15 protein-coding genes and 1 pseudogene are annotated in these 23418 nt (G+C 59.7%); 11 read left to right on the plus strand and 5 right to left on the minus strand.

The annotated features are described in order from the left end of the window. Window positions 1–207: 207 nt before the first annotated feature. On the minus strand, window positions 208–561 hold the full coding sequence (gene uraH / locus SKZ59_RS15880) for a hydroxyisourate hydrolase (RefSeq protein WP_319992300.1): 354 nt from the start codon (window positions 559–561) through the stop codon (window positions 208–210). A 121-nt stretch (window positions 562–682) separates the two neighbouring features. On the opposite strand from uraH, the gene puuE reads away from it, so the two are divergent. The 10 genes from puuE (at window position 683) to SKZ59_RS15930 (ending at window position 17922) form a co-directional block, all read left to right on the plus strand. Continuing rightward, window positions 683–1636 carry an allantoinase PuuE gene (gene puuE / locus SKZ59_RS15885; protein WP_319992301.1) on the plus strand — a complete coding sequence of 318 codons (954 nt, stop codon included), beginning with the start codon at window positions 683–685 and terminating at the stop codon, window positions 1634–1636. Window positions 1637–1735: 99 nt separating this feature from the next. Further along, the gene (gene xdhA, locus SKZ59_RS15890; RefSeq protein WP_319992302.1) at window positions 1736–3202 is read left to right on the plus strand and encodes a xanthine dehydrogenase small subunit; all 1467 of its coding nucleotides are present in this window, start codon (window positions 1736–1738) and stop codon (window positions 3200–3202) included. 10 nt (window positions 3203–3212) lie between these two features. Beyond that, complete coding sequence (gene xdhB, locus SKZ59_RS15895) at window positions 3213–5558, plus strand: xanthine dehydrogenase molybdopterin binding subunit (RefSeq protein ID WP_319992303.1); 2346 nt, start codon at window positions 3213–3215, stop codon at window positions 5556–5558. 9 nt (window positions 5559–5567) lie between these two features. Then, window positions 5568–6635, plus strand: coding sequence for a xanthine dehydrogenase accessory protein XdhC (gene xdhC, locus SKZ59_RS15900; RefSeq protein WP_319992304.1), 1068 nt, complete (start codon window positions 5568–5570; stop codon window positions 6633–6635). Between the two features lie 9 nt (window positions 6636–6644). Next, on the plus strand, window positions 6645–7961 hold the full coding sequence (gene guaD, locus SKZ59_RS15905) for a guanine deaminase (RefSeq protein ID WP_319992305.1): 1317 nt from the start codon (window positions 6645–6647) through the stop codon (window positions 7959–7961). Between the two features lie 43 nt (window positions 7962–8004). Then, a complete protein-coding gene (locus SKZ59_RS15910) occupies window positions 8005–9501 on the plus strand; it encodes an adenosine deaminase (RefSeq protein WP_319992306.1) in 1497 nt (498 codons plus the stop codon). Between the two features lie 792 nt (window positions 9502–10293). After that, the gene (locus SKZ59_RS15915) at window positions 10294–13740 is read left to right on the plus strand and encodes a TonB-dependent receptor (RefSeq protein WP_072454228.1); all 3447 of its coding nucleotides are present in this window, start codon (window positions 10294–10296) and stop codon (window positions 13738–13740) included. 157 nt (window positions 13741–13897) lie between these two features. Beyond that, window positions 13898–15595 (plus strand): bifunctional metallophosphatase/5'-nucleotidase, encoded by a 1698-nt coding sequence (locus SKZ59_RS15920; protein WP_319992307.1) that lies wholly within the window; start codon window positions 13898–13900, stop codon window positions 15593–15595. A gap of 18 nt (window positions 15596–15613) precedes the next feature. Further along, on the plus strand, window positions 15614–16843 hold the full coding sequence (locus tag SKZ59_RS15925; protein WP_319992308.1) for a phospholipase D-like domain-containing protein: 1230 nt from the start codon (window positions 15614–15616) through the stop codon (window positions 16841–16843). An 8-nt stretch (window positions 16844–16851) separates the two neighbouring features. Beyond that, complete coding sequence (locus SKZ59_RS15930; RefSeq protein ID WP_319992309.1) at window positions 16852–17922, plus strand: S1/P1 nuclease; 1071 nt, start codon at window positions 16852–16854, stop codon at window positions 17920–17922. Between the two features lie 36 nt (window positions 17923–17958). Here the strand turns inward: SKZ59_RS15930 and SKZ59_RS15935 are convergent, their stop codons facing one another. Then, window positions 17959–18723, minus strand: a complete 765-nt coding sequence (locus SKZ59_RS15935) for a DeoR/GlpR family DNA-binding transcription regulator (protein WP_319992310.1) — start codon at window positions 18721–18723, stop codon at window positions 17959–17961. 75 nt (window positions 18724–18798) lie between these two features. Here SKZ59_RS15935 and SKZ59_RS15940 point away from each other — a divergent pair. Beyond that, a pseudogene (locus SKZ59_RS15940) lies at window positions 18799–19383 on the plus strand (NUDIX domain-containing protein); the annotation flags it as partial. 420 nt (window positions 19384–19803) lie between these two features. Here the strand turns inward: SKZ59_RS15940 and SKZ59_RS15945 are convergent. The 3 genes from SKZ59_RS15945 to SKZ59_RS15955 are packed head-to-tail and all read right to left on the minus strand — an operon-like array spanning window position 19804 to window position 23385. Continuing rightward, window positions 19804–20775, minus strand: coding sequence for an ABC transporter permease (locus SKZ59_RS15945; RefSeq protein ID WP_034754516.1), 972 nt, complete (start codon window positions 20773–20775; stop codon window positions 19804–19806). Between the two features lie 4 nt (window positions 20776–20779). Next, window positions 20780–21859: an ABC transporter permease gene (locus tag SKZ59_RS15950; protein ID WP_046685488.1), complete on the minus strand. Its 1080-nt coding sequence runs from the start codon at window positions 21857–21859 to the stop codon at window positions 20780–20782. Further along, window positions 21856–23385 carry an ABC transporter ATP-binding protein gene (locus SKZ59_RS15955; protein WP_319992311.1) on the minus strand — a complete coding sequence of 510 codons (1530 nt, stop codon included), beginning with the start codon at window positions 23383–23385 and terminating at the stop codon, window positions 21856–21858. Before SKZ59_RS15955 ends, SKZ59_RS15950 begins: the two co-directional genes overlap by 4 nt. Window positions 23386–23418: the final 33 nt, after the last annotated feature.

Below are 23418 nucleotides of genomic sequence, written 5' to 3' on the forward strand. Positions count from 1 at the left end.
AACAGGACCGTGAAACAACTTTGCGCCGATGATAGTGCTGCAACCAGTGTGAAAGTAGGTTATTGTCAGGCTTGTTATTCGCAGTAAGAGAAAAACCCCGCCAGCAATGGTGGGGTTTTTTTTCGTCTGGGGGTTTGTTTGACGCTGGTGGTGGTTGTCGGATTACGCGCGTTGCGCTAATCCGAAAACATTGTTGGCCTCGCGGGATCAGCTACCGCGGTAAGTGGAATACGACCAGGGCGACACCACCAGGGGCACGTGATAGTTCTCATCTGTATGCGCGATGCCGAAGGACAGGGTGACCAGGTCGATGAAGCGCGGCGAGGGCAATTCCAGTCCCTGGGCGGCGAAATAGTCGCCTGCGTTGAACACCAGTTCATACTGGCCCGCTTTCATGCTGTCGCCTTCCAGCAAGGGTGAACTGCAGCGGCCGTCGCTATTGGTCATATCCATCTTCAATAACACTTTTCCTTCCGGCGCGACTGAAAACAGGGCGACCTTGACGCCGGCTCCCGGTTTGCCGTGGGCGATATCGAGTACATGCGTGCTGAGTTTTCCCATTTGCTATCCTGTATATAGGGTGAGTGAATGTGCTTATCGTGCAAATCATATACCGGTGGCTGCGCCGGGCTATATGATTGGGCATATAGCCAACATTGTCCTCCTATAGGCGCGCCTCCGCATGAACAATTACGAACATTATCCACGCGACTTGATCGGCTATGGCCGCACGCCACCCCATCCGCAATGGCCGGGCAAGGCCCGTATCGCCCTGCAATTCGTCCTTAATTACGAGGAAGGGGCGGAAAACAGCGTGCTGCATGGCGATCCTGCATCGGAAACATTTTTATCGGAAATGATCGGTGCGGCCGCTTTTCCTGCGCGCCACCTGAGCATGGAGTCTATTTACGAATATGGTTCGCGCGCCGGATTATGGCGCTTGCTGCGCATGTTCGAGGAGCGGCGCCTGCCGCTGACGGTGTTTGGCGTTTCGATGGCCTTGAAACGCAATCCGGAGGCGGTGGCAGCCTTCCAGCAACTGGGTCACGAGATTGCCTGCCACGGTTTGCGCTGGATTTCCTATCAAAACATGGATGAAGCAACGGAACGCGAACACATGCGTGAAGCCGTGCAGATCATCCGCGAATTGACGGGTTTCGCGCCGCAAGGCTGGTACACGGGGCGCGATTCGCCGAATACGCGCAAACTGGTGGTCGAACATGGCGGTTTCCGCTATGACGCCGATTATTATGGCGATGACCTGCCATTCTGGGACAAGGTGGCGTACACGGATGCCGCCGGCATGCCGGCCGTGCAGCCGCAACTGATTGTGCCCTATACCCTGGATACGAACGACATGCGCTTTGCCGCCATGCAGGGCTTTAATTCGGGCACGCAATTTTTCGACTATCTGAAAGATGCCTTTGATGTGCTGTACGCGGAAGGCGATCCGAACGGCTTGAATCAACCGAAGATGTTGTCGGTAGGCCTGCATTGCCGTCTGGTGGGGCGGCCTGGACGGGCCGCGGCGCTGGCGCGCTTTCTCGACTACGTGCAGGGCCATGAGCAGGTATGGATCACGCGCCGCATCGATATTGCCGAACACTGGCATGCGACGCATCCGTTCCAGGAGTGAGTTCTATTGAAATGGGATGATAAGTAAAATCAGTCTTTGCGTATAGTTGTCCCGTATGCCGGTGTTAATCTCCTATACTGGGACTATACCGAGGCCAGCATGTCAGAACCGATCCGCTTTTATTACCGTGGTGCCGTACAGGAAGTACGCGACGCTGCCCCTACGCAGACTGTGTTGCAGCACCTGCGCGAGGATTTGCATTGCACGGGCACCAAGGAAGGTTGCGCCGAGGGCGATTGCGGTGCCTGTACGGTGGTCATCGGCAGCCTGGTGGACGGGCAAGTCGAGTTGAAGGCCGTCAATGCCTGCATCCAGCTCACGCCCACTCTCGATGGCAAGGCCCTGTTTTCCGTGGAAGACTTGCAGCAGCCCGACGGTGCCCTGCACCCGGTGCAGCAGGCAATGGTCGAGTGCCACGGTTCCCAGTGCGGTTTTTGCACGCCCGGATTTGTCATGTCCTTGTGGGGCATGTATCTGGAGAAAAAAGGCGAGACGCCCACGCGCTGCGAAATCGACGACACCCTGTCGGGCAATCTGTGCCGCTGCACGGGCTACCGGCCCATCATCGATGCGGCCAGACGCATGGGTGAATTGCCGCATGTGGCATTCGATCGCGATGCGTTGCGCGTGCAATTGCAGGCGCTGCAGCGCGGCAGCCTGACTACGTATGAACACGGCGGCCAGCACTTCCACGCGCCGCGCACCCTTGAGGAACTGGTGGCGCTACGCGCGGCCAAGCCGCAAGCCTGCCTGCTGGCCGGCTCCACCGATATTGGCCTGTGGGTGACCAAGCAATTGCGCGATCTGGGCGACATCATTTATCTCGGCAACGTCGCGGCGCTGAAAACCATCGCCGAGGATGACGGCAAGCTGCACATCGGCGCCGGCGCCAGCCTCAACGATGCCTATGCGGCGCTGTGCGAACATTATCCGGAAGAATTGTCGGAACTGTGGCAGCGCTTTGCTTCCTTGCCGATCCGCAACGCCGGTACCTTGGGCGGCAATGTGGCCAATGGTTCGCCGATCGGCGACTCGATGCCGTGGCTGATTGCGCTGGGCAGCGAGATCGTGCTGCGTGGACCTGTTGGCCAGCGCAGCATGCCGCTGGAAGATTTTTATCTCGGTTATCAAAAGAAAGATCTGCAGCCAGGCGAATTCGTCGAAGCCGTGCGCGTGCCCTTGCCCCGTGCCGATGTGCATTTCCGCACGTATAAATTGGCCAAGCGTTTCGACCAGGATATCTCGGCCGTGTGTGCCGCGTTTGCCTTTGAGCTCGATGGCGAGCGTATTGTTGACGCGCGTATTGCCTTTGGCGGCATGGCGGCCACGCCGCAGCGCGCCGCGCAAACGGAGGCATTCTTGCGTGGACAGGCGTGGACGGAAGAGAACTTGCTCATCGCCATGCGCCTGCTGGCCGACGATTACGCGCCGCTGTCGGACATGCGTGCCTCGAATACTTACCGCATGACGACGGCGCAAAACCTGCTGCGCCGCTTCTGGCTGGAAACACGCCCCGGTGCGCCTTTGCTGCGCACTGCCGTCAACGCCTACGCTTGCCGCGCCTGAAAGGACCAGCATGAACCATCCTGCCACGCCCGAACTGCAAGCGGCCGCCTGGGCCGCCGTGGGCAAGCCCAGTCCGCATGAATCGGCGCAATTGCATGTGTTGGGGCAAGCCACGTACACGGACGATATCGCCGAGCTGCAAGGCACCTTGCACGCGGCGCTGGGTCTGTCGCAAAAGCCCCATGCACGCATCACGGCCATGGATTTGTCGGCAGTGCGCGCCGCTGGCGGTGTTGTTGCCGTCTACACGGCACACGATATTCCCGGCACCAATGACTGCGGTCCCATCATCCATGACGATCCCATCCTGGCTGCGGAGCTGGTGCAATACGTGGGCCAGCCCATCTTCATCGTGGTGGCCGATACGCATGACCATGCGCGCCGCGCGGCCCGCCTGGCGCAAGTGTCGTATGAGGAATTGCCCGCGATCATGACGCCGCAAGCGGCCAAGGCCGCGCAATCGTATGTGCTGCCGCCGATGCAGCTGACGCGCGGCAACTACCAGGCCGCATTCGAGGGCGCGCCGCACGTGGTCAAGGGCCAGCTGTATGTGGGCGGCCAGGAACAGTTTTATCTGGAAGGGCAGATTTCCTACGCCATCCCGAAGGAAGCGCAAGGCATGCTGGTGCTGTGTTCGACCCAGCATCCGAGCGAGATGCAGCACGTGGTGGCGCATGCGCTGGGCGTGCATTCGCACAACATCACCGTCGAATGCCGGCGCATGGGCGGCGGTTTTGGTGGCAAGGAATCGCAGTCGGCCCTGTGGGCGGCGGCGGCATCGATTGCGGCGGCGAAATTGAAGCGTCCTGTCAAATTGCGCGCCGACCGCGACGACGACATGCTGGTGACGGGCAAGCGCCACTGTTTTTATTATGAATACGAAGTGGGCTACGACGATGAGGGCCGTATCCTTGCCGCCAAGGTCGACATGACCACGCGCGCCGGATACTCGGCCGACTTGTCAGGCCCTGTTGCCACGCGCGCCGTCTGCCACTTCGACAACACATATTACCTGTCCGACGTGGACATCCGCGCCGCTTGCGGCAAGACGAATACGCAGTCGAACACGGCTTTCCGGGGCTTTGGCGGACCGCAGGGCGCCATTGCCATCGAGTACGTGATCGATGAAATCGCCCGCCATCTGCAACGCGATGCGCTCGATATCCGCCTGCTCAATTTCTATGGCCGCAACGATGTCGAGGGACGCAACGTCACGCCGTACGGGCAGAAAATCGTCGACAACGTCATTCATGAACTCGTCGCGGAACTGGAAGCAAGCAGCGATTACCGCGCGCGCCGTATGGCCATCGATGCGTTCAACGAGGCCAGCCCCATCCTGAAGAAGGGTCTGGCATTCACGCCCCTGAAATTCGGCATCGCCTTCAACGTCACGCATCTGAACCAGGCAGGCGCGCTCGTGCACGTGTACGTGGATGGCTCCGTACTGGTCAACCATGGCGGCACGGAAATGGGGCAGGGCATCAATACCAAGGTCATGCAAGTGGTGGCGCACGAACTGGGCCTGGACTTGGACAAGGTACGGGCCACGGCCACCGATACGAGCAAGGTAGCTAACACCTCGGCCACGGCGGCCTCCACCGGTGCCGACTTGAACGGCAAGGCGGCGCAGGATGCGGCGCGCCAGATCCGTGAACGCCTGGCCGATTACGCGGTCAAACTGTACGGCGGTGAGATGGCTTCCGTGCGCTTCTTTGACAACCATATCCTCGTGAATGGTCACGTCGTTGCGTTTGCCGAGCTGGTGCAGAAGGCGTATCTGGCCCGTGTGCAACTGTGGTCGGACGGTTTTTATGCCACGCCTGGCCTGTCGTGGGATGCGAAGACGATGACGGGCCATCCGTTTTCGTATTACGCGTATGGCGCGGCCGTGGCCGAAGTGGTGGTCGATACCCTGACCGGTGAATGGAAACTGCTGCGTGCCGATGCCTTGTACGATGCGGGCCAGTCATTGAATCCTGCAATTGATCTGGGTCAGGTGGAAGGCGCATTTATTCAGGGCATGGGCTGGCTGACGACGGAGCAGCTATGGTGGAATGCGGCGGGCAAGCTGATGACGCATGCACCATCGACGTACAAGATCCCCGGCATTTCCGATTGCCCGGAAGATTTTCGCGTCCAGCTGTTTCAGAACCGCAACGTGGAAGACAGCATCCACCGCTCCAAAGCCGTGGGTGAGCCACCATTGTTGCTGCCGTTTTCCGTGTTCTTTGCCATCCGCGACGCCATTTCCAGCGTGGGCCATCACGCCGTGCAGCCACCGCTGAATGCGCCCGCCACCAGCGAGGAAATCCTCAAGGCGGTGATGGCCGTGCAAGCGGCGCATGTCAGCGCATAGGAGCAGAAGATGAGCGACTGGCTGACAGCGATGGACTACGACACGCAGGCATCCGTGCTGGTGACGGTCGCTTTGGTGGAAGGTTCCGGACCGCGCGAGGCGGGCGCGAAGATGCGCGTCAGTCTCGATGGCCAAGTCGATACCATCGGTGGCGGCCATCTGGAATTGCGCGCCGTGGAAATCGCCAAGACCATGCTGGCCACGAGCGACACCCATGCGCGGCTCGAGCGTTTCGCGCTGGGTCCCAGCCTGGGACAATGCTGTGGTGGCGTCGTCCACTTGGCGTTCGAGTATATCGATGCCAGCCTGAATGCGTTGCTGGCCGCCTTGCGCGAACGCCGCCAGCACGACAGCTGGAAAGTCACCGCGCTCGACGGTGAACCCGCCTCGGCGCTGTTCGATGTTGCCGGTAGCTTGATCGCCGGCACTGGCGAACAGGCGCCTGACACGTTTTTGCGCGAGCGCACAACCCATGTCGCTCAGGATAGCAAAGGGCGGCGCTGGCTGGTCGACCCTTGCCTGGTGCCACGCGCGCACCTGACCTTGTTCGGCGCCGGCCACGTGGGCGCCGCCATCGTGCGTGCGCTTGCCCACTTGCCCTGCAATATCACCTGGGTCGATGAGCGCGAAGACATGTTTCCCACGCAACTACCTGATAATGTACGCATCGCCGCCACCGATACGCCCGAGGAATTTGTCGCCATGGCGCCGCCCGGCGGCAGTTTTCTCGTCATGACGCACAGCCATGCGCTCGATCAGCGCTTGACGCAAGCCATCATGGAGCGTGAGGATGCGGGCTGGTTCGGCTTGATCGGTTCGCACACGAAACGCAAGCAGTTCGAGCACCGCCTGCAAGCGCGCGGCGTGCCGGACGAGCGCATTGCCGCCATGGTGTGCCCGATCGGCATGCCTGGCATCCGCAACAAGGCGCCGGCCGTGATCGCCGCGTCCGTTGCCTGTCAATTACTGATGGTGTGGGAAGAGGCGGCCGCTGCCGCCCTGGCCGCACCGCTGCGGCTGGCCTCTGCCAGTGCGCCACGGCGTCGCCCAACACGCGCCGCCATTCACCCGTTATAGAAAGAAGTCATGCCGATTGTTCCTGCCACATTGCAAGCTTACCGAGCCAGCTTGCTGCACTTCCACGCCGATCCCGCCTTTAGCGAGGAGGCGCACGCCTGGCATGCGGACGGCTTGCTGATCGTGGCCGATGGCAAGGTCGTGGTAGCCGGCGATTATGCGCAGTTGCAAGCGACTTTGCCACCCGGCACGCAGATCGTCGATTACCGGGGCAAGCTGATCGTGCCCGGTTTCATCGATACGCATCTGCACTTCCCGCAGACGGAAATGATCGCCTCGCCCGCACCCGGTTTGCTGCCGTGGTTGGAAACGTACACCTTTCCGAACGAGCGCGCGTTTGAGAATCCCGAGCATGCGCGCAACGTGGCCGAATTTTTCCTCGACGAACTGCTTCGCTGCGGCACCACGACGGCCATGGTGTATGGCAGCGTGCATCCGCAATCGGTCGATGCCTTCTTTGGCGCCAGTGAGGCGCGCGGCTTGCGCATGGTGGCAGGCAAGGTCATGATGGACCGCAATTGCCCCGAGTTCCTGCGCGACACGGCCGAGTCCGGCGCGCGCGAAAGCGAAGAGCTGATCCGGCGCTGGCACAAGCACGGCCGTTCGCTGTATGCGATCACGCCGCGTTTCGTGCCGACGTCGACCAATGAACAGATGCATCTGGCAGGCGAGCTGGCGCGCGCCTATCCGGATACATATCTGCAAACCCACGTGTCGGAAAACGAAGATGAATGCCGCTGGGTGCACGAACTGCATCCGCAGGCGCGCAGCTATCTCGATGTGTATGACCAGTACGGCATGCTGCGCCCGCGCGCCATGTTCGGCCATTGCATCTGGCTTGACGAGCGCGACCGCGCGCGCATGGCGGAAACATCGTCGGCGGCCGCCATTTGTCCTACGTCCAACTTGTTCCTCGGCAGCGGCCTGTTCGATTTCGAGCGGGCCGATGCGGCGAAAGTGCTGCTGTCGCTGGCCACCGATGTGGGCGGCGGCACCTCGTTCTCGATGTTGCAAACAATGAACGAAGCCTATAAAGTAGCACGCTTGAAAGGCAGCTATCTGCCCGCCTTGCGCATGTTTTACCTGGCGACCCTGGGCGCCGCGCGCGCCATGCAACTGGAAGGCACCCTGGGCAATTTCACGGCTGGCACGGAAGCGGACTTCATCGTGCTCGACAAGCAATCGACGCCACTGCTCGAGCGCCGCACGGCCGGCTGTCAAAGCCTGGAGGAATTGCTGTTTGCCTTTGCGCTGCTGGGCGACGACCGCGCCGTGGCCGCCACCTATTCGGGCGGGCAATGCGTGCATGTGCGGGGGCAGGGCTGACCTACCCGTTGTTCAACACGAATTATCCTGAGCGAGAACGCGAATGCACAAGAAACTCACTGGCCTGGCGCTTGGCGCCGCGCTGGCATTGACCGGAACGGCGCAGGCAGCCAAGGCCACGCCGTCTTCCAACGAGGCGGCCACCGCGCGTCATTTTGCCGCTCTGGTTGCCGGTGCGCAGCCGAAGACAGCCGAGCTGAGCCTGTTCTTTTCCATGATGCCCAAGGGCGGCGACTTGCATCACCATTACTCGGGCGCCATCTACGCCGAGCAATTCCTCGACTGGGTCGACAAGGAAAACTATTGCGTCAACAAGACAACCTACCGCATCGAAAGCAACAAGGATGTCGTGGCGGCTGAGCGCGCCAAGCCGGCCGCGCAGCGTGGCTGCCTGTCGTCCACGGAAGTATTTGCCGACGCGGGCCTGTATGCGGAATTGCTGCAGCGCTGGTCGACCAAGGATTTCTATAACCACGGCGCCATCCAGACGCCGCCGGACCGTACTTTTTTTGACACCTTCGGCTACTTCGGTCCCGTGGCGTCGAGCAATACGGCCGACGGCCTGAAAACCCTGAAGCAGCGCGCCATCGCGGAAAATCTCAGCTATATCGAGACGATTTTCGAGCTGTCACCATTCGTGCAAAACGCGCAGTTCGACCAGCAAGTGCTGGCGCCGGGCTTGCAGCCGGCAGCGTTGCAAGCCGTGCTGGCCAACTGGACGCAGAACCTGGAGCAGGACGCCAGCTTCCAGAAAAGCATCACCGCCTACAACGACAACGTCAACGCCAGCAGCACCGGCATCGACGATGCGAACTTCACCATGCGCTACCAGGCGTATGTGCTGCGTTTCCTGTCTCCATCGCAAGTGTTCTCGTCCATGGTGGCCGCGTTCAAGGCAGCGAGCTTGAATCCGCTGCTGGTGGGCGTGAATATCGTGGGCCAGGAAAGCGTGAACGTATCCATGCGCGACTACAGCCTGCACATGGAAATGTTCAAGTTCCTCAAGGCAAAGTATCCGAACGTCAAGATAGCCCTGCACGCCGGCGAGTTGGCGCTGGGCATGGTGCCGCCGGAAGGCATGGCCTTCCATATCGCTGAAGCCGTCGATGTGGCGGGCGCCGACCGTATCGGCCACGGCATGGATATCGCGTACGAAAACAATGCGCTGGCAACCATGCAAAAGATGCGCGAGCGGGGCATCCCCGTGGAAGTGAATCTGACCAGCAATGATTACATACTCGGTATCAAGGGCCAGGCCCATCCGATCACTCTGTACCGCAAATATGGCGTGCCGTTCGTGATCTCGACCGATGATGCGGGCGTCTCGCGCAATACCTTGTCGAATGAATACGTGCTGTTTGCCAGCCAGTACAAGACCGATTATGCGGAAATCAAAAAGCTGTCGTACAACAGCCTGCGCTATTCCTTCCTGGCGGAAGCGGACAAGCAGCGTTTGCTGAAAGCGCTCGATGCCCGTTTTACCCGTTTTGAAGCGCAAATTGCCGCAGCCGACAAGGTAGGCAAAGATGGAAAACCGTAAGTTGCGCGACGTTCAGAACTGATACTCTCAAATGGCCGGATCTTCCGGCCATTTTTTATTCCTCATCTTAAATGTCGCGCTGTTATTTTGTTAATTTTGTGGCGGCCATGCGACACAATTAACAGTAGATACACGACTTTATCTGATTTCATGGATGAATCAATTTCAAGTACATATTGCTCATTTATAATCACGCGCCATAAGCCCGGACGCTGTCAGCACGATATCAATCCAACTAGTTACCCCATGCTATTTATATTTTAAATATATAAATATGTAAAAAAAATCGTATTTGTCATCCATTTTTTGATGATGCATAGTGAGATGAAGATGATATTAAAAAGTCACAATTCATCTGGGCGATATCGTATGAAGATGGGTATTTGCAGTAAATAAAGGTGAGATGCAGAGTGAAACAAACAGTCGCACAGCTAAATGACGACATTCTTCTGTATTTTGCCGCCGTGTCACAGTCTTGAAATATTTAACAATTACACTCGCGGCTTGCCATGTTAGCCGGGTAAGCATGTGGGATGAATGACACAGGTGCTAGCGCCCTGGGTCGTACGGATCGGATGTGGTTTTTTCCGCCGTTATTGTCTGGATATGAATAGTTGTGATGTGTGGAGCGGCGTTTTGTGATGGTCTTGTCAGGACCGCAGCCAGTCCCGCCGGCGTAACAGTTGCAGCATCGTAAAGAGGAAATGTTGTGTTTGTGTTGCTGTGCGGCGCAGCCGGACGGTGGGGCAATCCAGGATTTTCAAAAAATAATAGTCTTTTCTGGGGTTAAAGATGATCAATCACAAGCGACTTCGGCTGACGCAAATCGCGTTAAGCCTGTCTATTGCACTGGCGGCGGCACCATCGTTCGCACAGAACACTACGTCTTCCATCGGCGGCCGTATCTCGGCCAATGACGGCAAGCCGGCAGCTGGTGCCACCGTTACCATCGTGCACACCGAGTCGGGTTCCGTCAGCAATGTAACGACCGATGCGGAAGGCCGTTACGTCGCGCGCGGCCTGCGTGCCGGCGGTCCATACACCATCACCATCACCAAGAATGGTGAAGTGGAAAAACGCGAAGGCGTGTACGTGCAATTGGCTGAAACGGCCAATGTGGACGCCACCCTGGGCGCACAGATGCAAACCGTGAACGTCACGGGCACGGGCGCACGCGCACAGATCTTTAACCGCAGCAATATGGGCGCCGGCACCAACATCGGCCCCAATGAACTGGCCATGCAAGCGTCGATCCAGCGTAATCTGCAAGATTATGCCCGTTCCGACCCGCGTGTCTCGCAAACAGACAAAGAGCGCGGCGAATTGTCCGTTGCCGGTCAAAACTCCCGCTATAACTCGATGACCATCGATGGCGTGGCTGTGAACGATACCTTCGGTCTGGAATCGAACGGTAGCCCGACGGCCAAGCAACCGATCTCGATCGAGGCCATCCAGTCCGTGCAAGTGAACGTCGCCAACTACGACGTGACGCAAAAAGGTTATACCGGCGCCAATATCAATGCCGTGACCAAATCGGGTACCAACGAATTCAAAGGCAGTGCTTATTTCGTTTTCCGTAACGACAAGATGGCTGGTGATCGTTATGACAACAACAAAGACACCTATAGCTCCCCTGAACCATTCCGTGAAACGACCAAGGGCGTTACCGTCGGCGGCCCGTTGATCAAGGACAAACTGTTCTTCTTCGCCAATAAAGAGCGCCTGGAAAGCACACGTACCGCACCGTCGTTTGGTCCACTGGGCAGCAACAAGACCAACGTCGGTATTTCCGATGCCGCAATTGCTGCTGCGCAAGCGATCGCCAAGAATAATTACGGTGGCCTCGATATCGGCACCACCGCAATCCCGGCAGGCACCCAACTGCTGGTGAACGATACCCTGTTGAAACTGGACTGGAATATCAACGACAACCATCGCGCCATGGTCCGTTATTCGAAAACAGACCAATCCGAACCGATGTTCCCTGGCGTGTCGGCCACCGGCCTGTCGCTCAATTCGTACTGGTACACGCAGAATAAGAAGATCGAAACCGTTGTTGGCCAATGGTTTGCTGACTGGACGCCGACTTTCTCGACCGAGTTCAAGGTGTCGTCGCGCGATTATGAAAGCACGCCAACAAACAACGCACGCCTGCCAGCGATCGGCCTGCAATTTAGCGGCGCCAATCCAGCTGGTACGCCGGCTGGCGTTCCTACCGATAACCGTTTCCTGAACTTCGGTACGGAAATGAGCCGTCAGCTGAATGTGCTGACGACCAAGACCAAAGATGCCTACCTGGGTGCGAACTGGGCCTTGGGTGACCATGAAGTCAAGTTTGGCGGCGATTACAGCAAGAACGATGTGTACAACCTGTTTGCCCAGAACGTCAACGGCAATTACACATTCAATTGCACGAATAGTTCGGCAACCTATAAGTATTCGTTCGGTAACGTAACCTGTGGTGGTGCGACTGCCTCGTCGCCTGCAGTTATCCAGCAAGCGATCCTGGAAAACTTCCGCCTTGGCCGTCCTAGCTCGTATCAGGTGCAGATCCCTGTTGCTGGCGGTACGATCAATGACGCCGCTGCCGATTTCAGCCTGAAAAATTATGGCTTGTTCCTGCAAGACGTGTGGACCGTCAACAAGCGCCTGACCGTCCAGTATGGCGTGCGTGTGGATAAAGCCGCCATTGGCGAGCGTCCTACGCGCAATGCGGCTGCTGCGGCGCCTATGGTGGCAGGTGTTGCCACGGGCGGTCGTAATGGCTTGGGTGGTACCGCGCAGACTGGCGGTTTTGGCCTGGATAATACCCAGACTATCGATGGACAGACCCTGGTGCAGCCGCGCGTCGGCTTCAACTATACGTTTGACAGCGCCCGTTCGACGCAAATCCGTGGCGGTGCAGGCCTGTTCCAAGGTGCTGCGGCGACCGTATGGATGTCGAACCCATTTGCGAACTCCGGCATGGCGACCCGCGTCGTCGGTTGCGGCGGCAGCTTCAAGCCGTGCACAACCGTAGGCGGCCTGTTCAACCCGGATCCTGACAAGCAGCCAGTCTTTATCGGCGATGCCGCCGCCAACGTCGACTTCCTGGCACCGAACCTGCGCCAGCCATCGATCTGGAAAGCCAACCTGGCATTCGAGCATGAATTGCCATGGATGGGTCTGGTTTTCGGCGCAGAATACCTGCGCACCAAGAACAAGGATGCGATTTACTACGAGCACCTGAACTTGGGTACGCCGACGGCCAAGGGTACGGATGGACGTAATCTGTACTACTCGGCTAACGCCTACAATACGGCTTGCTGGACTGCTACTGGTTCTTTGAGCTCATCGGCCAATGCTATTTGCTCGGGCGCTGTATCGCGTGCTCTGAAAAATACGGCCTATAACAACGTGCTCGTTGCCAAGAAAACGGACAAGGGCGAAGGCAATCTGGTGACCCTGTCGCTGAGCCAGCCAATGACCAAAGGCTTCGGCTGGTCGGTTGCGTACACGTACACGGATGCAACGGAAGTGTCGCCACTGACGTCGTCGGTCTCGAACTCCAACTTCAACGCCCGCAGTATCTTCAATCCGAACGAAGAAGTGGCAGCGAACTCGGGCTACCTGGTGAAAGACCGTTTCAATGCCATGATCAACTGGCAAAAACGTTTCTTCGGTACGTATAAAACAAGCTTCGGCCTGTTCTATGAAGGCCGCAAGGGCAAGCCTTACAGCTGGACCGTCAACAATGACTTGAACGGCGACGGCGTGCAGGGTAACGACCTGATGTACATTCCATCGAAACCAGGTTCGGGTGAAGTGGTGTTCCGTAATGACACCGCGACCAACCATGCCAACGAAGACCGTTTCTGGGCTTTCGTCAACAGCAACCCGGATCTGAAAAAATCCGCCGGTGGTGTTGCGTCCCGTAATGGCAGCTTCGCGCCATGGACCAACAGCTTCGACATGCGTATCAGCCAGGAAGTACCAGGCTTCTTCAAGGGTAACAAAGGCGTGTTCACGATGGACTTCTTCAACGTGGGCAACATGATCAACCGCAAGTGGGGCCGTATCAATGAAATCGGCTTCCAATCCGGTGGCGGTCAGGCACGCAGCATTGTTGATTTCGCAGGTCTTGACCCTCAAGGCCGTTACATCTACCAAGTCCGCGATAAAGTGGAAAACTATGATGTGCGCCAAAACAAGGGTGAATCCCAATGGGCGATCCAGGCTACGGTCAAGTACGAGTTCTAATCTCGGCGTCTGACTGAAGTTGCAAACGGCTGGTGGCGACACCGGCCGTTTTTTCGTTTTATGTTGTGCTTTCTTGTCATACTCTGATGGGCTTGCGGCGCACGGCGTCCCCCCGGATGAGATAGTCTTTTTGAATACTGATAACCATGTGGGGACCATGAAACATCATCTGACACCACTCGCCGCCGCAGCGGCCCTGACCTTGCTGCTGGCCGCCTGTGCCGCACCTACCGCGCCTTCCGCGAAGTCCGTCGATATCAACCTGGTCGCCCTGAACGATTTTCACGGCAACCTCGACCGCAGCAAATTCACCTATACGAGTGCCGCCGATGCCGAGCGCAAGACGGTGCAGGCCGGCGGCATCGATACCTTGTCCGGCGCCCTGACGGCGTGGCGGCGAGAAGATGCGCAGCTGATTTTCGTCGGCAATGGCGACCTGGTCGGCGCCAGCCCCGCCATGTCGGCGCTGTGGGCGGACGAACCGAGCATCGTCGCCATGAACATGCTGGGCATGAAGGCCAGTTCCGTCGGTAACCATGAATTTGACCAGGGCAAGGCGGAATTGCTGCGCCAGCAGCGCGGCGGCTGCGAGTCGTCGCGCGCCGACAAGGCCTGCAAGTTCACGCCCGATTTCAAGGGCGCCAGCTATACCTATATGGCGGCCAATGTCATCGACACGCAAACGGGCAAGTCCCTGCTGCCCGCCTACCGGATCGAAGAGGCGCATGGCGTCAAGGTGGGCCTGATCGGCGCCGTGCTGAAAGATACGCCGTCCGTCGTAACGGCCGCCGGCATTTCCGGCCTGCAGTTCGGCGATGAAGCGGACGCGATCAACGCCACCTTGCCGCAACTGCGCGCACAGGGTGTGGGGGTGTTCGTCGTGCTGCTGCACCAGGGCGGCGAGACGAAGGAAGCCGTCGACCAGCCCGATTGCAGCCATTTGAAGGGCGAAGTGGTCGACGTGGTGAAACGCCTCGACCCGGCGATTCAGCTGGTCATCAGCGGCCATTCGCACCAGGGTTACCTGTGCCGTGTCGATGGCCGGCTGGTGACGCAGGCGCAGATGGGCGGGCATATGCTGACGCGCATCAAGCTCAAGGTCGATCCCGTCAAGAATGCGCTGATCGATGCCAGCGCGCAAAACGTCGTCATGTTGCCAGGCATGTATGAGCCGGACCCGGCAGTGGCAGCCTACCTGGAATCGGTCAAGCAGCGCAGCGCGGCGGAACTGTCGCGTCCCGTGGCCTTCATTGCCGTGCCCACCGTGGGCCGCAGCACCAAGGGCGGCGGCGCTTCTCCACTGGGCGACCTGGTGGCCGACAGTACCCTGTTCGGCGCACGCGCCGCCGGGGCGCAAATCGGTCTGATGAATAATGGCGGCATCCGCAAGGACCTGGAGGCGGGCGCCGATCTGATGACGAACGTGGGCCAGAACCAGGCCGTGGTCCCGTTCGGCAATACCTTGATCGTCGTGAGTCTTTCCGGCGCGCAAATCCGCACCTTGCTCGAGCAGCAATGGCCGGGCGAAGAGGCAGGCGAGGGCAATCTGCTGCAAGTGTCCGAAGGTTTTGGCTACCGCTGGGACAGCACGCAGCCGCAAGGCCAGCGCGTGCTGCCGGGCAGCATCATGCTCAATGGCATTCCTCTTGAGGACAATCAACAATACCGTGTCGCCGCCAACAGTTTCCTGGCCGGCGGCGGCGACCGCTTCACCGTGCTGGCGGCCGGCACGCGCCGGCTCGACACGGGCGTACGCGACATCGACGCCTTCAGCAATTACCTGACCGCCCGCGCGCGCGCCGGCAAGCCCGCTGGCAGTGCCACGGCGGCCGGCCGCATCGTGCGCGTCAAATAATCTTTACCAGGAAAAACCATGCGTCGTTTATTTGTTACTGTCGTTATTTCCAGTCTGTTCGCGGGCACGGCCCACGCGGACTTCACCATTCCCGGCTTTGAGCTCGTGCACACGTCACCCGTAGAAACCACGTTGACGAATCCCGACCTGCGCGAGCCCGTAGCCGTCTGGACCGAGTTGTTCGATTCGGCAAAAAAAGAAATCGTCATCGCCCAGTTCTACGTCGTCAGCAAACCGGGCACGGCCTTTGAAAAGGTGCTGGCCAGCCTGACGGCCGCCGGCCAGCGCGGTATAAAAATCCGCTTCCTGCTGGACCAGAAGGGCGTGGGCTTGTCGGAAGCGGCCACCATCGCCCAGATCAAGGCGATTCCGAACCTGGACTTGCGCCTGATCGACTTCAATAAAATCACGGGCAACGGCATCGTGCATGCAAAATACCTGGCCGTCGATGGCCAGGTGGCGTACATCGGCAGCCAGAATTTCGACTGGCGTTCGTTCGATCATATCCATGAAACGGGCTTGAGAATCACGGAGCCCGCCATGGTGAGCCAGGTGCAAGCCATCTTCGAACAGGATTGGCAAGCCCAGGCATTGACGTCGCAAGGCAGCCGCGCCACGGTGCTCAACAGCAAGGTGGTGCCCGCCAACTACGCGCAAAACGCTTTCCTGCTGGCCAGCCCGAACGCCTACAACCCGGCCGGCGTGGGCGACTCGGAAACGGGCCTGCCCGCCTTGCTGGCGCAAGCGCAAAGCGAAGTGCGCATCCAGCTGCTCGATTACGCACCGCTGTCCTACGGCCCGAACCGCACGCGGCCGTACTACGCCGTGATCGACAACGCCGTGCGCGCGGCCGCCCAGCGCGGCGTGAAAATCAAGCTGATGGTATCAAGCTGGAACACGGAAGCACCGGCCATCGCCTACCTGAAAAGCCTGGCCCTGGTGCCGAACGTGGACATCCGCATCGTGACGATTCCTGCGGCCTCGACCGGCTTCATTCCGTTCGCACGCGTGATCCACAGCAAGACCATGACCATCGACGGCAAGCTGGCCTGGGTCGGCACGAGCAACTGGGCGGGCGGCTATTTCGACTTGTCGCGCAACCTGGAAGTGGTGCTGCGCAATGAACCGATGGCGCAGCGCATTGCCGCGCTGCATGAGCAGACGTGGAGCTCGGCGTATGCGCAGCCGATCGACATCAACAAGCAGTATCCGAAGCCGGCCAAGGCCACGCCGCAAGGCAAGGAGTAATGGTGAACATGCAAAAACTGTTGAGTGTGCTGGCGCTGGGCGCCGCTTTTGCTTCCGGTAATGTGCTGGCCTGGGGCAACGACGGCCACCGCGCCGTGGGCGCCATCGCCGATCAATTGCTCAAGGGTAGCGCTGCCCAGGCGCAAGTGGCCAAGTTGCTGTTGCCTGGCGAAAGCCTGGAAAAGATCGCCAACTGGCCCGATTGCGTGAAAGGCACGTATTGCGGTCCGCAATCGCCGGAAATGCTGACCTATGTAGCGGCCAACCCCAAGCATGGCGAATACCACTACACGAACGTGCCGTTCCAGAACGCGCACTACCACGACCATGGCGTGGGCACGGCCGACGACGATATCGTGCAGACGCTCAAGCAGGCGATCCTGGTATTGCAAGGCAAGGCTGATGCGGCCAGCAATCCGCACGGCTTCAGCCAGCGCGAAGCCCTGATCCTGATCACGCATCTGGTGGGCGATATCCACCAGCCTTTGCATGTGGGTAATGCTTTTGTTGGCAAAGATGGCCAGTTTTTCGCGCCCGCCACGCAGGCGCAGATCGATGACGTCACCGTTTTCAATGCGCGTGGGGGCAACGACTTGCTGCTCGACGATGCGAAGATGACGGCGCTGTCGGACGCCGTGATTCCCGCGCCGCTGCCGGCCGACGATGGCGCGGCCAAGCCGGCAAGCAGCTATCCGAAGTCGCCCACCAAGCCCTTGCATTCCTACTGGGACACGACCGTGGTCGATTACGCCATGCGCCGCCTGAGCACGCGCACGCCGCAGCAGTTTGCGCGCTCCGTGATCGCCAGCGCGCCACAAGTGAGCAGCAACACCGGCGACCCTGCCACCTGGCCGTATCAATGGGCCGATGCCTCGCTGGCGGCGTCGAAGATTGCTTTCACGGATGTGGTGGCTGGCCCGGCCACGCAGCAGACCAGCCGCAAGGGCGAGGTCTACAACGTCTGGCGCTTGACGGTGCCGGACAATTATCCCGTGCCCAGCTCGGCGCTGGCCAAGCAGCAGCTGATCGAGAGCGGCTATCACCTGGCGGCCGTGCTGCAGGCGATCTGGCCGCAGTAAAGACGTCATTCGAAAGCGGCCTGCGGGCCGCTTTTTTCATGCCAGGGTGATGGCGATTCCCATCTCGCGGTAGGGCGCGACCAGGGCGTCTGCCACGTCGCGGTGCACGATGATATCGTTGACCTGACTCAAGGGTGCAATTTGAAACGGCGAAGTCGTATTGAACTTTTCCGGCGAGGCCAGCACGACGGTGCGGGCAGACGCGTCGCTCAGGGCACGCTTCACGCACGCTTCTTCATAATCCCCGGTGGTGATACCCGCTTGCGGATGCAGGCTGGACACGCCCATGAAATACAGGTCGGCGCGGATGCGGCCGATGGCTTCCACGGTGGCCGCGCCGACGCCCACGATCGAGTGCTTGTACAGGCGCCCGCCCAGCATCAGCACCTCAATCGATGGATGATTCACCAGTTCGACGGCAACCGACGGACTGTGCGTGACGATGGTGGCGCGCAAGTCGCGCGGCAGCTGGCGCGCCAGTTGCACGGCGGTCGTGCCGCCGTCGAGAAACACCACTTGTCCCGTTTGTATCATGGCGCCCGCCGCGCGGCCGATGGCAGGCTTGGCTTCTGGTGAAATCTGTTCGCGGGCCGCAAACGGAGCTAGCGCGGGCGAACTTGGCAACAAGGGCAGGGCGCCGCCGTGCACGCGCTCCAATAGCCCTTCCTTCGCCAGCTCGCGCAGGTCGCGCCGTATCGTGTCTTCCGACAAGCCCAGGCTATCGCTGACGGCCTTGGCGACGATCTGACCTTCGCGCTGGAGCAAGTCCAGCAGGTATTGTTTGCGTTGATGTGTGAGCATGGTTTTTCTTGTATTTTCTTGATATTGCACGAGTTTGCATGATAAAGTCGATCCGTGCAAGCACAAGGAGACACTATGCGCGAAGAAAATAGCAAGCAGGAACGGGTCCGTATCCAGGGCGTGCAAACCCTGTCGCACGACTGGTATCTGCTGCAAAAGACCACGTTCGACTATCTGCGCCAAGATGGCCAGTGGCAGACACAGACACGGGAAACCTATGACCGCGGCGATGGCGCCACCATCCTGCTTTACAACAAAGTCAAGCGCACGGTGATCCTGATCCGCCAGTTCCGCTTTCCCACCTACCGCGAAGGCCACGATGGTTTCCTGATCGAATCAGCGGCCGGCTTGCTGGAGGAGGCCAGCGCGGAGCAGCGCATCCGCGCCGAGGTGGAAGAGGAAACCGGTTACCGGGTGGGGCAGGTGCACAAGATATTCCAGGCCTTCATGAGTCCCGGCTCCGTGACGGAGCGTTTGCATTTCTTTGTCGCCGAATACGATCCCGCCAGCCGCATCGGCGACGGTGGCGGCCTGGCGCACGAAGGCGAAGATATTGAAGTTCTGGAACTGCCCTTGGCGCAAGCGATGCGGATGGTGGCAGACGGCCGCATTTGCGACGGCAAGACCATCATGCTGCTGCAGCATGCGCAGCTACAACTGATGCCGGTCAAACAAGGCATGCAGATCCTCGTTGCAGGCCCGTATCGCTCCGGCACGGGCGACGATCCCGCCCTGATGGCGGCGAATGTGGCGGCCATGGAAGCCGTCTGCCTGCCCCTGTATGCCAAGGGCCACATGCCCGTGCTCGGTGAATGGCTGGCCTTGCCCATGCTGGCGCTGGCCGGCTCAAGCCGGGTGGGTGACGCCGTGTATGAGCAGCTGTTCCACGCGCATGCGACGCGCTTATTGAGCCATTGCGATGCCGTGCTGCGTCTCGGCGGCGCGTCCCAGGGCGCCGACCAGATGGTGGCGGTGGCGCGCAGCCTGGGCCTGGCTGTGTTTTTCTCGCTGGACGAGATTGCTCAGGCGTAAAAAAAGCGAAGCCCTGAGGCTTCGCTTTTCGTTGACGCAGGCTGAAACTTAGCGCGATTTGACGAACGGGATACCAATTGCTTTTGGTGCGATGGATTTCGCCATCAAGCCCGCCAGCACGATCACGGTGACGACGTACGGCACCATCTGGATCAGCGAGCCGGGGATACGGCCCACGACGGGCAAGTCCACGCCTTCGATTTGAATCTGGATGGCGGCGAAGAAGCCGAACATCAGGCAGCCGAGGAAGGTGTAGACGGGACGCCAGTTGCCGAACACCATGGCCGTCAGGGCCAGGTAGCCGGCACCGGCCGACATGTCGCGCAGGAAGAAGCCGCTTTGCACGATGGCCAGGTAGGCGCCCGAGAACGAGCACAGGATGCCGGCCACCAGCATGGCCAGGTAGCGCGTCGCTTCCACGCTCACCCCGGCCGAGTCGGCCGCATGCGGGTTTTCGCCGCAGGCGCGCAAGCGCAGGCCGAAGCGCGTGTGGTACAGCAGCCAGTGCACGAGCGGGATCAGCAGGAACGCCACGTAGACGAGGATGGAATGGCCGCCGATCAAATGGGCGTAGACCCAGCCGATGAACGGGATGTGCTCCACGTATTGCGTGCCCGGCAAGACGACGTCAAACAGGCGCGCCGAACCGAGGTCGGGCGTGCGGCCGCCTTGCTGGAAGAAGAATTGCGCCAGCACAAACGTCAGTCCGCTCATGGCGATATTGATCGCCATGCCGGCCACCAGCTGGTTGCCCTTTTGCGTGATGCTGACGTAGGCCTGCAGCAGGGCCAGGGCGACGCAGACGAGCATGCCGGCAGCCATGCCGTAATACGGATTTTGCGTCGTGTAGGCCACGGCGGCGGAAGCGAAGGCGCTGGCCAGGATCTTGCCTTCCAGGCCGATGTCGATCATGCCGCTGCGTTCGGCAAACAGGCCGGCCATGGCGGCAAAGATCAGGACGGGCGCATTGCGCACGGTCGATACCAGGATGCTGGCGAATTGAAAGTCGTCGAGTGTCATGGTGTTAGCCTTTGGTGCGCTTGAGCAGGGCGGAAATGGCCGGTGCGTAGAAGTTTTCCATGGCGCCGCAGAACAGAATGATCAAGCCCTGGATGAAAATGAAGGTTTCGGTCGGAATATTCGGTTTTTCCAGCGACAAGTCGAAGCCACCCTGGATCAGCGCGCCGAACAGCACGGCCGACAGGAAGATGCCGACCGGATGCTGGCGGCCCATCAGAGCGATGGCGATGCCGATGAAACCGGCTCCGCCGACGAAATTGAGCGACAGATAATGCGTCGAACCCATGATGGAATTGACGGAACCGAGGCCCGCCAGCGCGCCCGAAATCAGCATGACGATGATGATCATCTTGCTGATCGACACGCCCGCATAGTGGGCCGCATGCTTGTTCAAGCCTGTGGCGCGCAGCTTGAAGCCCCACGACGAGCGCCATACCATCACGCCGTAAATCACCAGCGCGGCAATCGCCAGCAGGAAACTGATGTTCAGCGGGGTGTCGCCCAAGGACGGGAACCAGGTACTTAAGCGCGGCATTTCGCCGCTTTCCGCGAACACGCGGCTGGCCGTGTTCTGCTCGCCCGGCGGAATCAGATACTTCACGATAATGAAGTTCATCAGGCTGGCGGCGATGAAGTTGAACATGATGGTGGTCACGACGATGTGGCTGCCGCGCTTGGCTTGCAGATAGCCGGGCAGGAAACCCCACAGCGCGCCGAACAGGGCCGCGCCGATCATGGCGGCCGGGATCAATAGCCAGGCGGGCAGGGTCTGGTCGAAGGCCAGCATGGCGACAGTGAGGCCCAGGCCGCCGATATACATCTGGCCTTCGGAACCGATATTGAACAGGCCGGCCTGCATCGCCACGGACACGGACAGGCCCGTAAAAATGAAGGTGCTGGCGTAGAACAGGGTATAGCTCAAGCCTTCCGGATTGAGGATGGCGCTGTGGACGAGGATGGACAGCGATTCGGCCGGGTCTTCGCCCAGCATATAAATCACCAGGGCTGCGACCAGCAAGGCCGACAGCAGGTTTAACATGGGCATGACAAAGGCTGTCGCCCAGCGTGGCAAGTCGTTATTCATGATTTATGCATTCCCCCCATCAACAGACCGATGCGGGTGGTATCGAATTCTTCAATTTTCAGTTCGCCGGTGATGCGTCCGCCGCACATGACGAGGATGCGGTCGGCCAGCGCCCGCACTTCTTCCAGTTCGACGGACACCAGCAGGATCGCCACGCCTGCGTCGCGCAGGGCCAGCAATTGCGTATGGATGCTTTCGATGGTACCGATGTCGACGCCGCGCGTGGGCTGGCCCACCAGCATCAGTTTCGGCTTGGCCAGCACTTCGCGCGCGATCACCACCTTTTGCTGGTTGCCGCCCGACAGCAAGCCGATGCGCAGGTCCGGATTGGCCGGACGTACATCGAAAGTCTTCAGCAGTTCCGCGCAGCGCGCGCCGATGGCCTTGAAGTTGAACAGGCCCCAGCGGTTTTTCAGGTGGTCCTGGTAACCGAGGATGGTGTTTTGCATGACGGAGAAATTCTTTACCACGCCGTCGCGCAAGCGGTCTTCCGGAATGTGGGCGATGCCCAGGTCGCGGAAGGCCAGCGGCAAGCCGTCGGCATCGTGGCGCTTGGCAAACGGCAAGTCCTTGTCGAGAAAACGCAGCTTGCCCGACGTCGGCAAACGCATGCCGGACAGAATTTCCAGCAACTCGCTCTGGCCATTGCCAGAGACCCCCGCGATGGCGACGATTTCGCCGGCGCGCAAGTTGAAGCCTATGTCGGCCAGCAATTTGACTTGCTGATCGTCGGCCAGTTGCAGACCGTCCACTTCCAGCACCGTGGCGCCCGGATTGTACGGTGCACGGGGCAAGTGGCTCTGGATGGGGCGGCCGACCATCATGTTGGCCAGTTCCTCTTTCGAGGTGCCGGCGGTCGCCACGGCGCCCACCACCGTGCCGCCGCGCATGACGGTGACGTTGTCGGTGATTTCCAGGATCTCTTGCAGCTTGTGCGTGATCAGGATGATGGTCTTGCCCTGCTCCTTGAACAGGCGCAGGATTTCAAACAGCGAGGCCGTTTCCTGGGCCGTCAGCACGGCCGTCGGCTCATCGAGAATCAGGATATTGGCGCTGCGGTAAATCTGCTTGAGGATTTCCACGCGCTGCTGCGCGCCGACGGACAAGTCCTCGATCTTCGCCAGCGGGTCGACGTCGAGGCGGTAGCGCGCGCAAATCTCGCGCAATTTCGCTTCCGCTTCCGTGCGGTGGCTGGCCAGGCGAAAACCGCCTTCCGTGCCCAGCATGATATTGTCGAGGACGGTGAAGTTCTCGACCAGCATGAAGTGCTGGTGCACCATGCCGATGCCGAGGTTGATTGCTTCCTGGCTGTTGCGGATAGGCTGTACTTTCCCGTCTAGCAGGATTTCTCCGCCGTCGGCACGGTAATACCCGTACAGGATGCTCATCAAGGTCGATTTGCCGGCGCCATTTTCTCCCACCAGGCCATGGATACTGCCCTTGGCGATGGAGAAGCTGACGTCGGCGTTCGCCTTCACATGTCCAAAATGCTTGGAAATGCTGCGAAATTCTACTGCTGGATGCATAGGTTCATAACTGGATAGTTTCATGGAAACGCG

Origin of the sequence: Janthinobacterium sp. GMG2 (genome assembly GCF_033949445.1) — a bacterium.
GTDB lineage: Bacteria > Pseudomonadota > Gammaproteobacteria > Burkholderiales > Burkholderiaceae_D > Janthinobacterium > Janthinobacterium aestuarii.

Coding starts and splice junctions, on each gene's coding strand:
- SKZ59_RS15950 (WP_046685488.1), bottom strand. CDS start 21,859: ATGAATAACGACTTGCCACGCTGGGCGACAGCCTTTGTCATGCCCATG.
- puuE (WP_319992301.1), top strand. CDS start 683: ATGAACAATTACGAACATTATCCACGCGACTTGATCGGCTATGGCCGC.
- SKZ59_RS15930 (WP_319992309.1), top strand. CDS start 16,852: ATGCAAAAACTGTTGAGTGTGCTGGCGCTGGGCGCCGCTTTTGCTTCC.
- guaD (WP_319992305.1), top strand. CDS start 6,645: ATGCCGATTGTTCCTGCCACATTGCAAGCTTACCGAGCCAGCTTGCTG.
- SKZ59_RS15945 (WP_034754516.1), bottom strand. CDS start 20,775: ATGACACTCGACGACTTTCAATTCGCCAGCATCCTGGTATCGACCGTG.
- xdhA (WP_319992302.1), top strand. CDS start 1,736: ATGTCAGAACCGATCCGCTTTTATTACCGTGGTGCCGTACAGGAAGTA.
- SKZ59_RS15935 (WP_319992310.1), bottom strand. CDS start 18,723: ATGCTCACACATCAACGCAAACAATACCTGCTGGACTTGCTCCAGCGC.
- SKZ59_RS15925 (WP_319992308.1), top strand. CDS start 15,614: ATGCGTCGTTTATTTGTTACTGTCGTTATTTCCAGTCTGTTCGCGGGC.
- SKZ59_RS15910 (WP_319992306.1), top strand. CDS start 8,005: ATGCACAAGAAACTCACTGGCCTGGCGCTTGGCGCCGCGCTGGCATTG.
- xdhC (WP_319992304.1), top strand. CDS start 5,568: ATGAGCGACTGGCTGACAGCGATGGACTACGACACGCAGGCATCCGTG.
- SKZ59_RS15915 (WP_072454228.1), top strand. CDS start 10,294: ATGATCAATCACAAGCGACTTCGGCTGACGCAAATCGCGTTAAGCCTG.
- uraH (WP_319992300.1), bottom strand. CDS start 561: ATGGGAAAACTCAGCACGCATGTACTCGATATCGCCCACGGCAAACCG.
- SKZ59_RS15920 (WP_319992307.1), top strand. CDS start 13,898: ATGAAACATCATCTGACACCACTCGCCGCCGCAGCGGCCCTGACCTTG.
- SKZ59_RS15955 (WP_319992311.1), bottom strand. CDS start 23,385: ATGCATCCAGCAGTAGAATTTCGCAGCATTTCCAAGCATTTTGGACAT.
- xdhB (WP_319992303.1), top strand. CDS start 3,213: ATGAACCATCCTGCCACGCCCGAACTGCAAGCGGCCGCCTGGGCCGCC.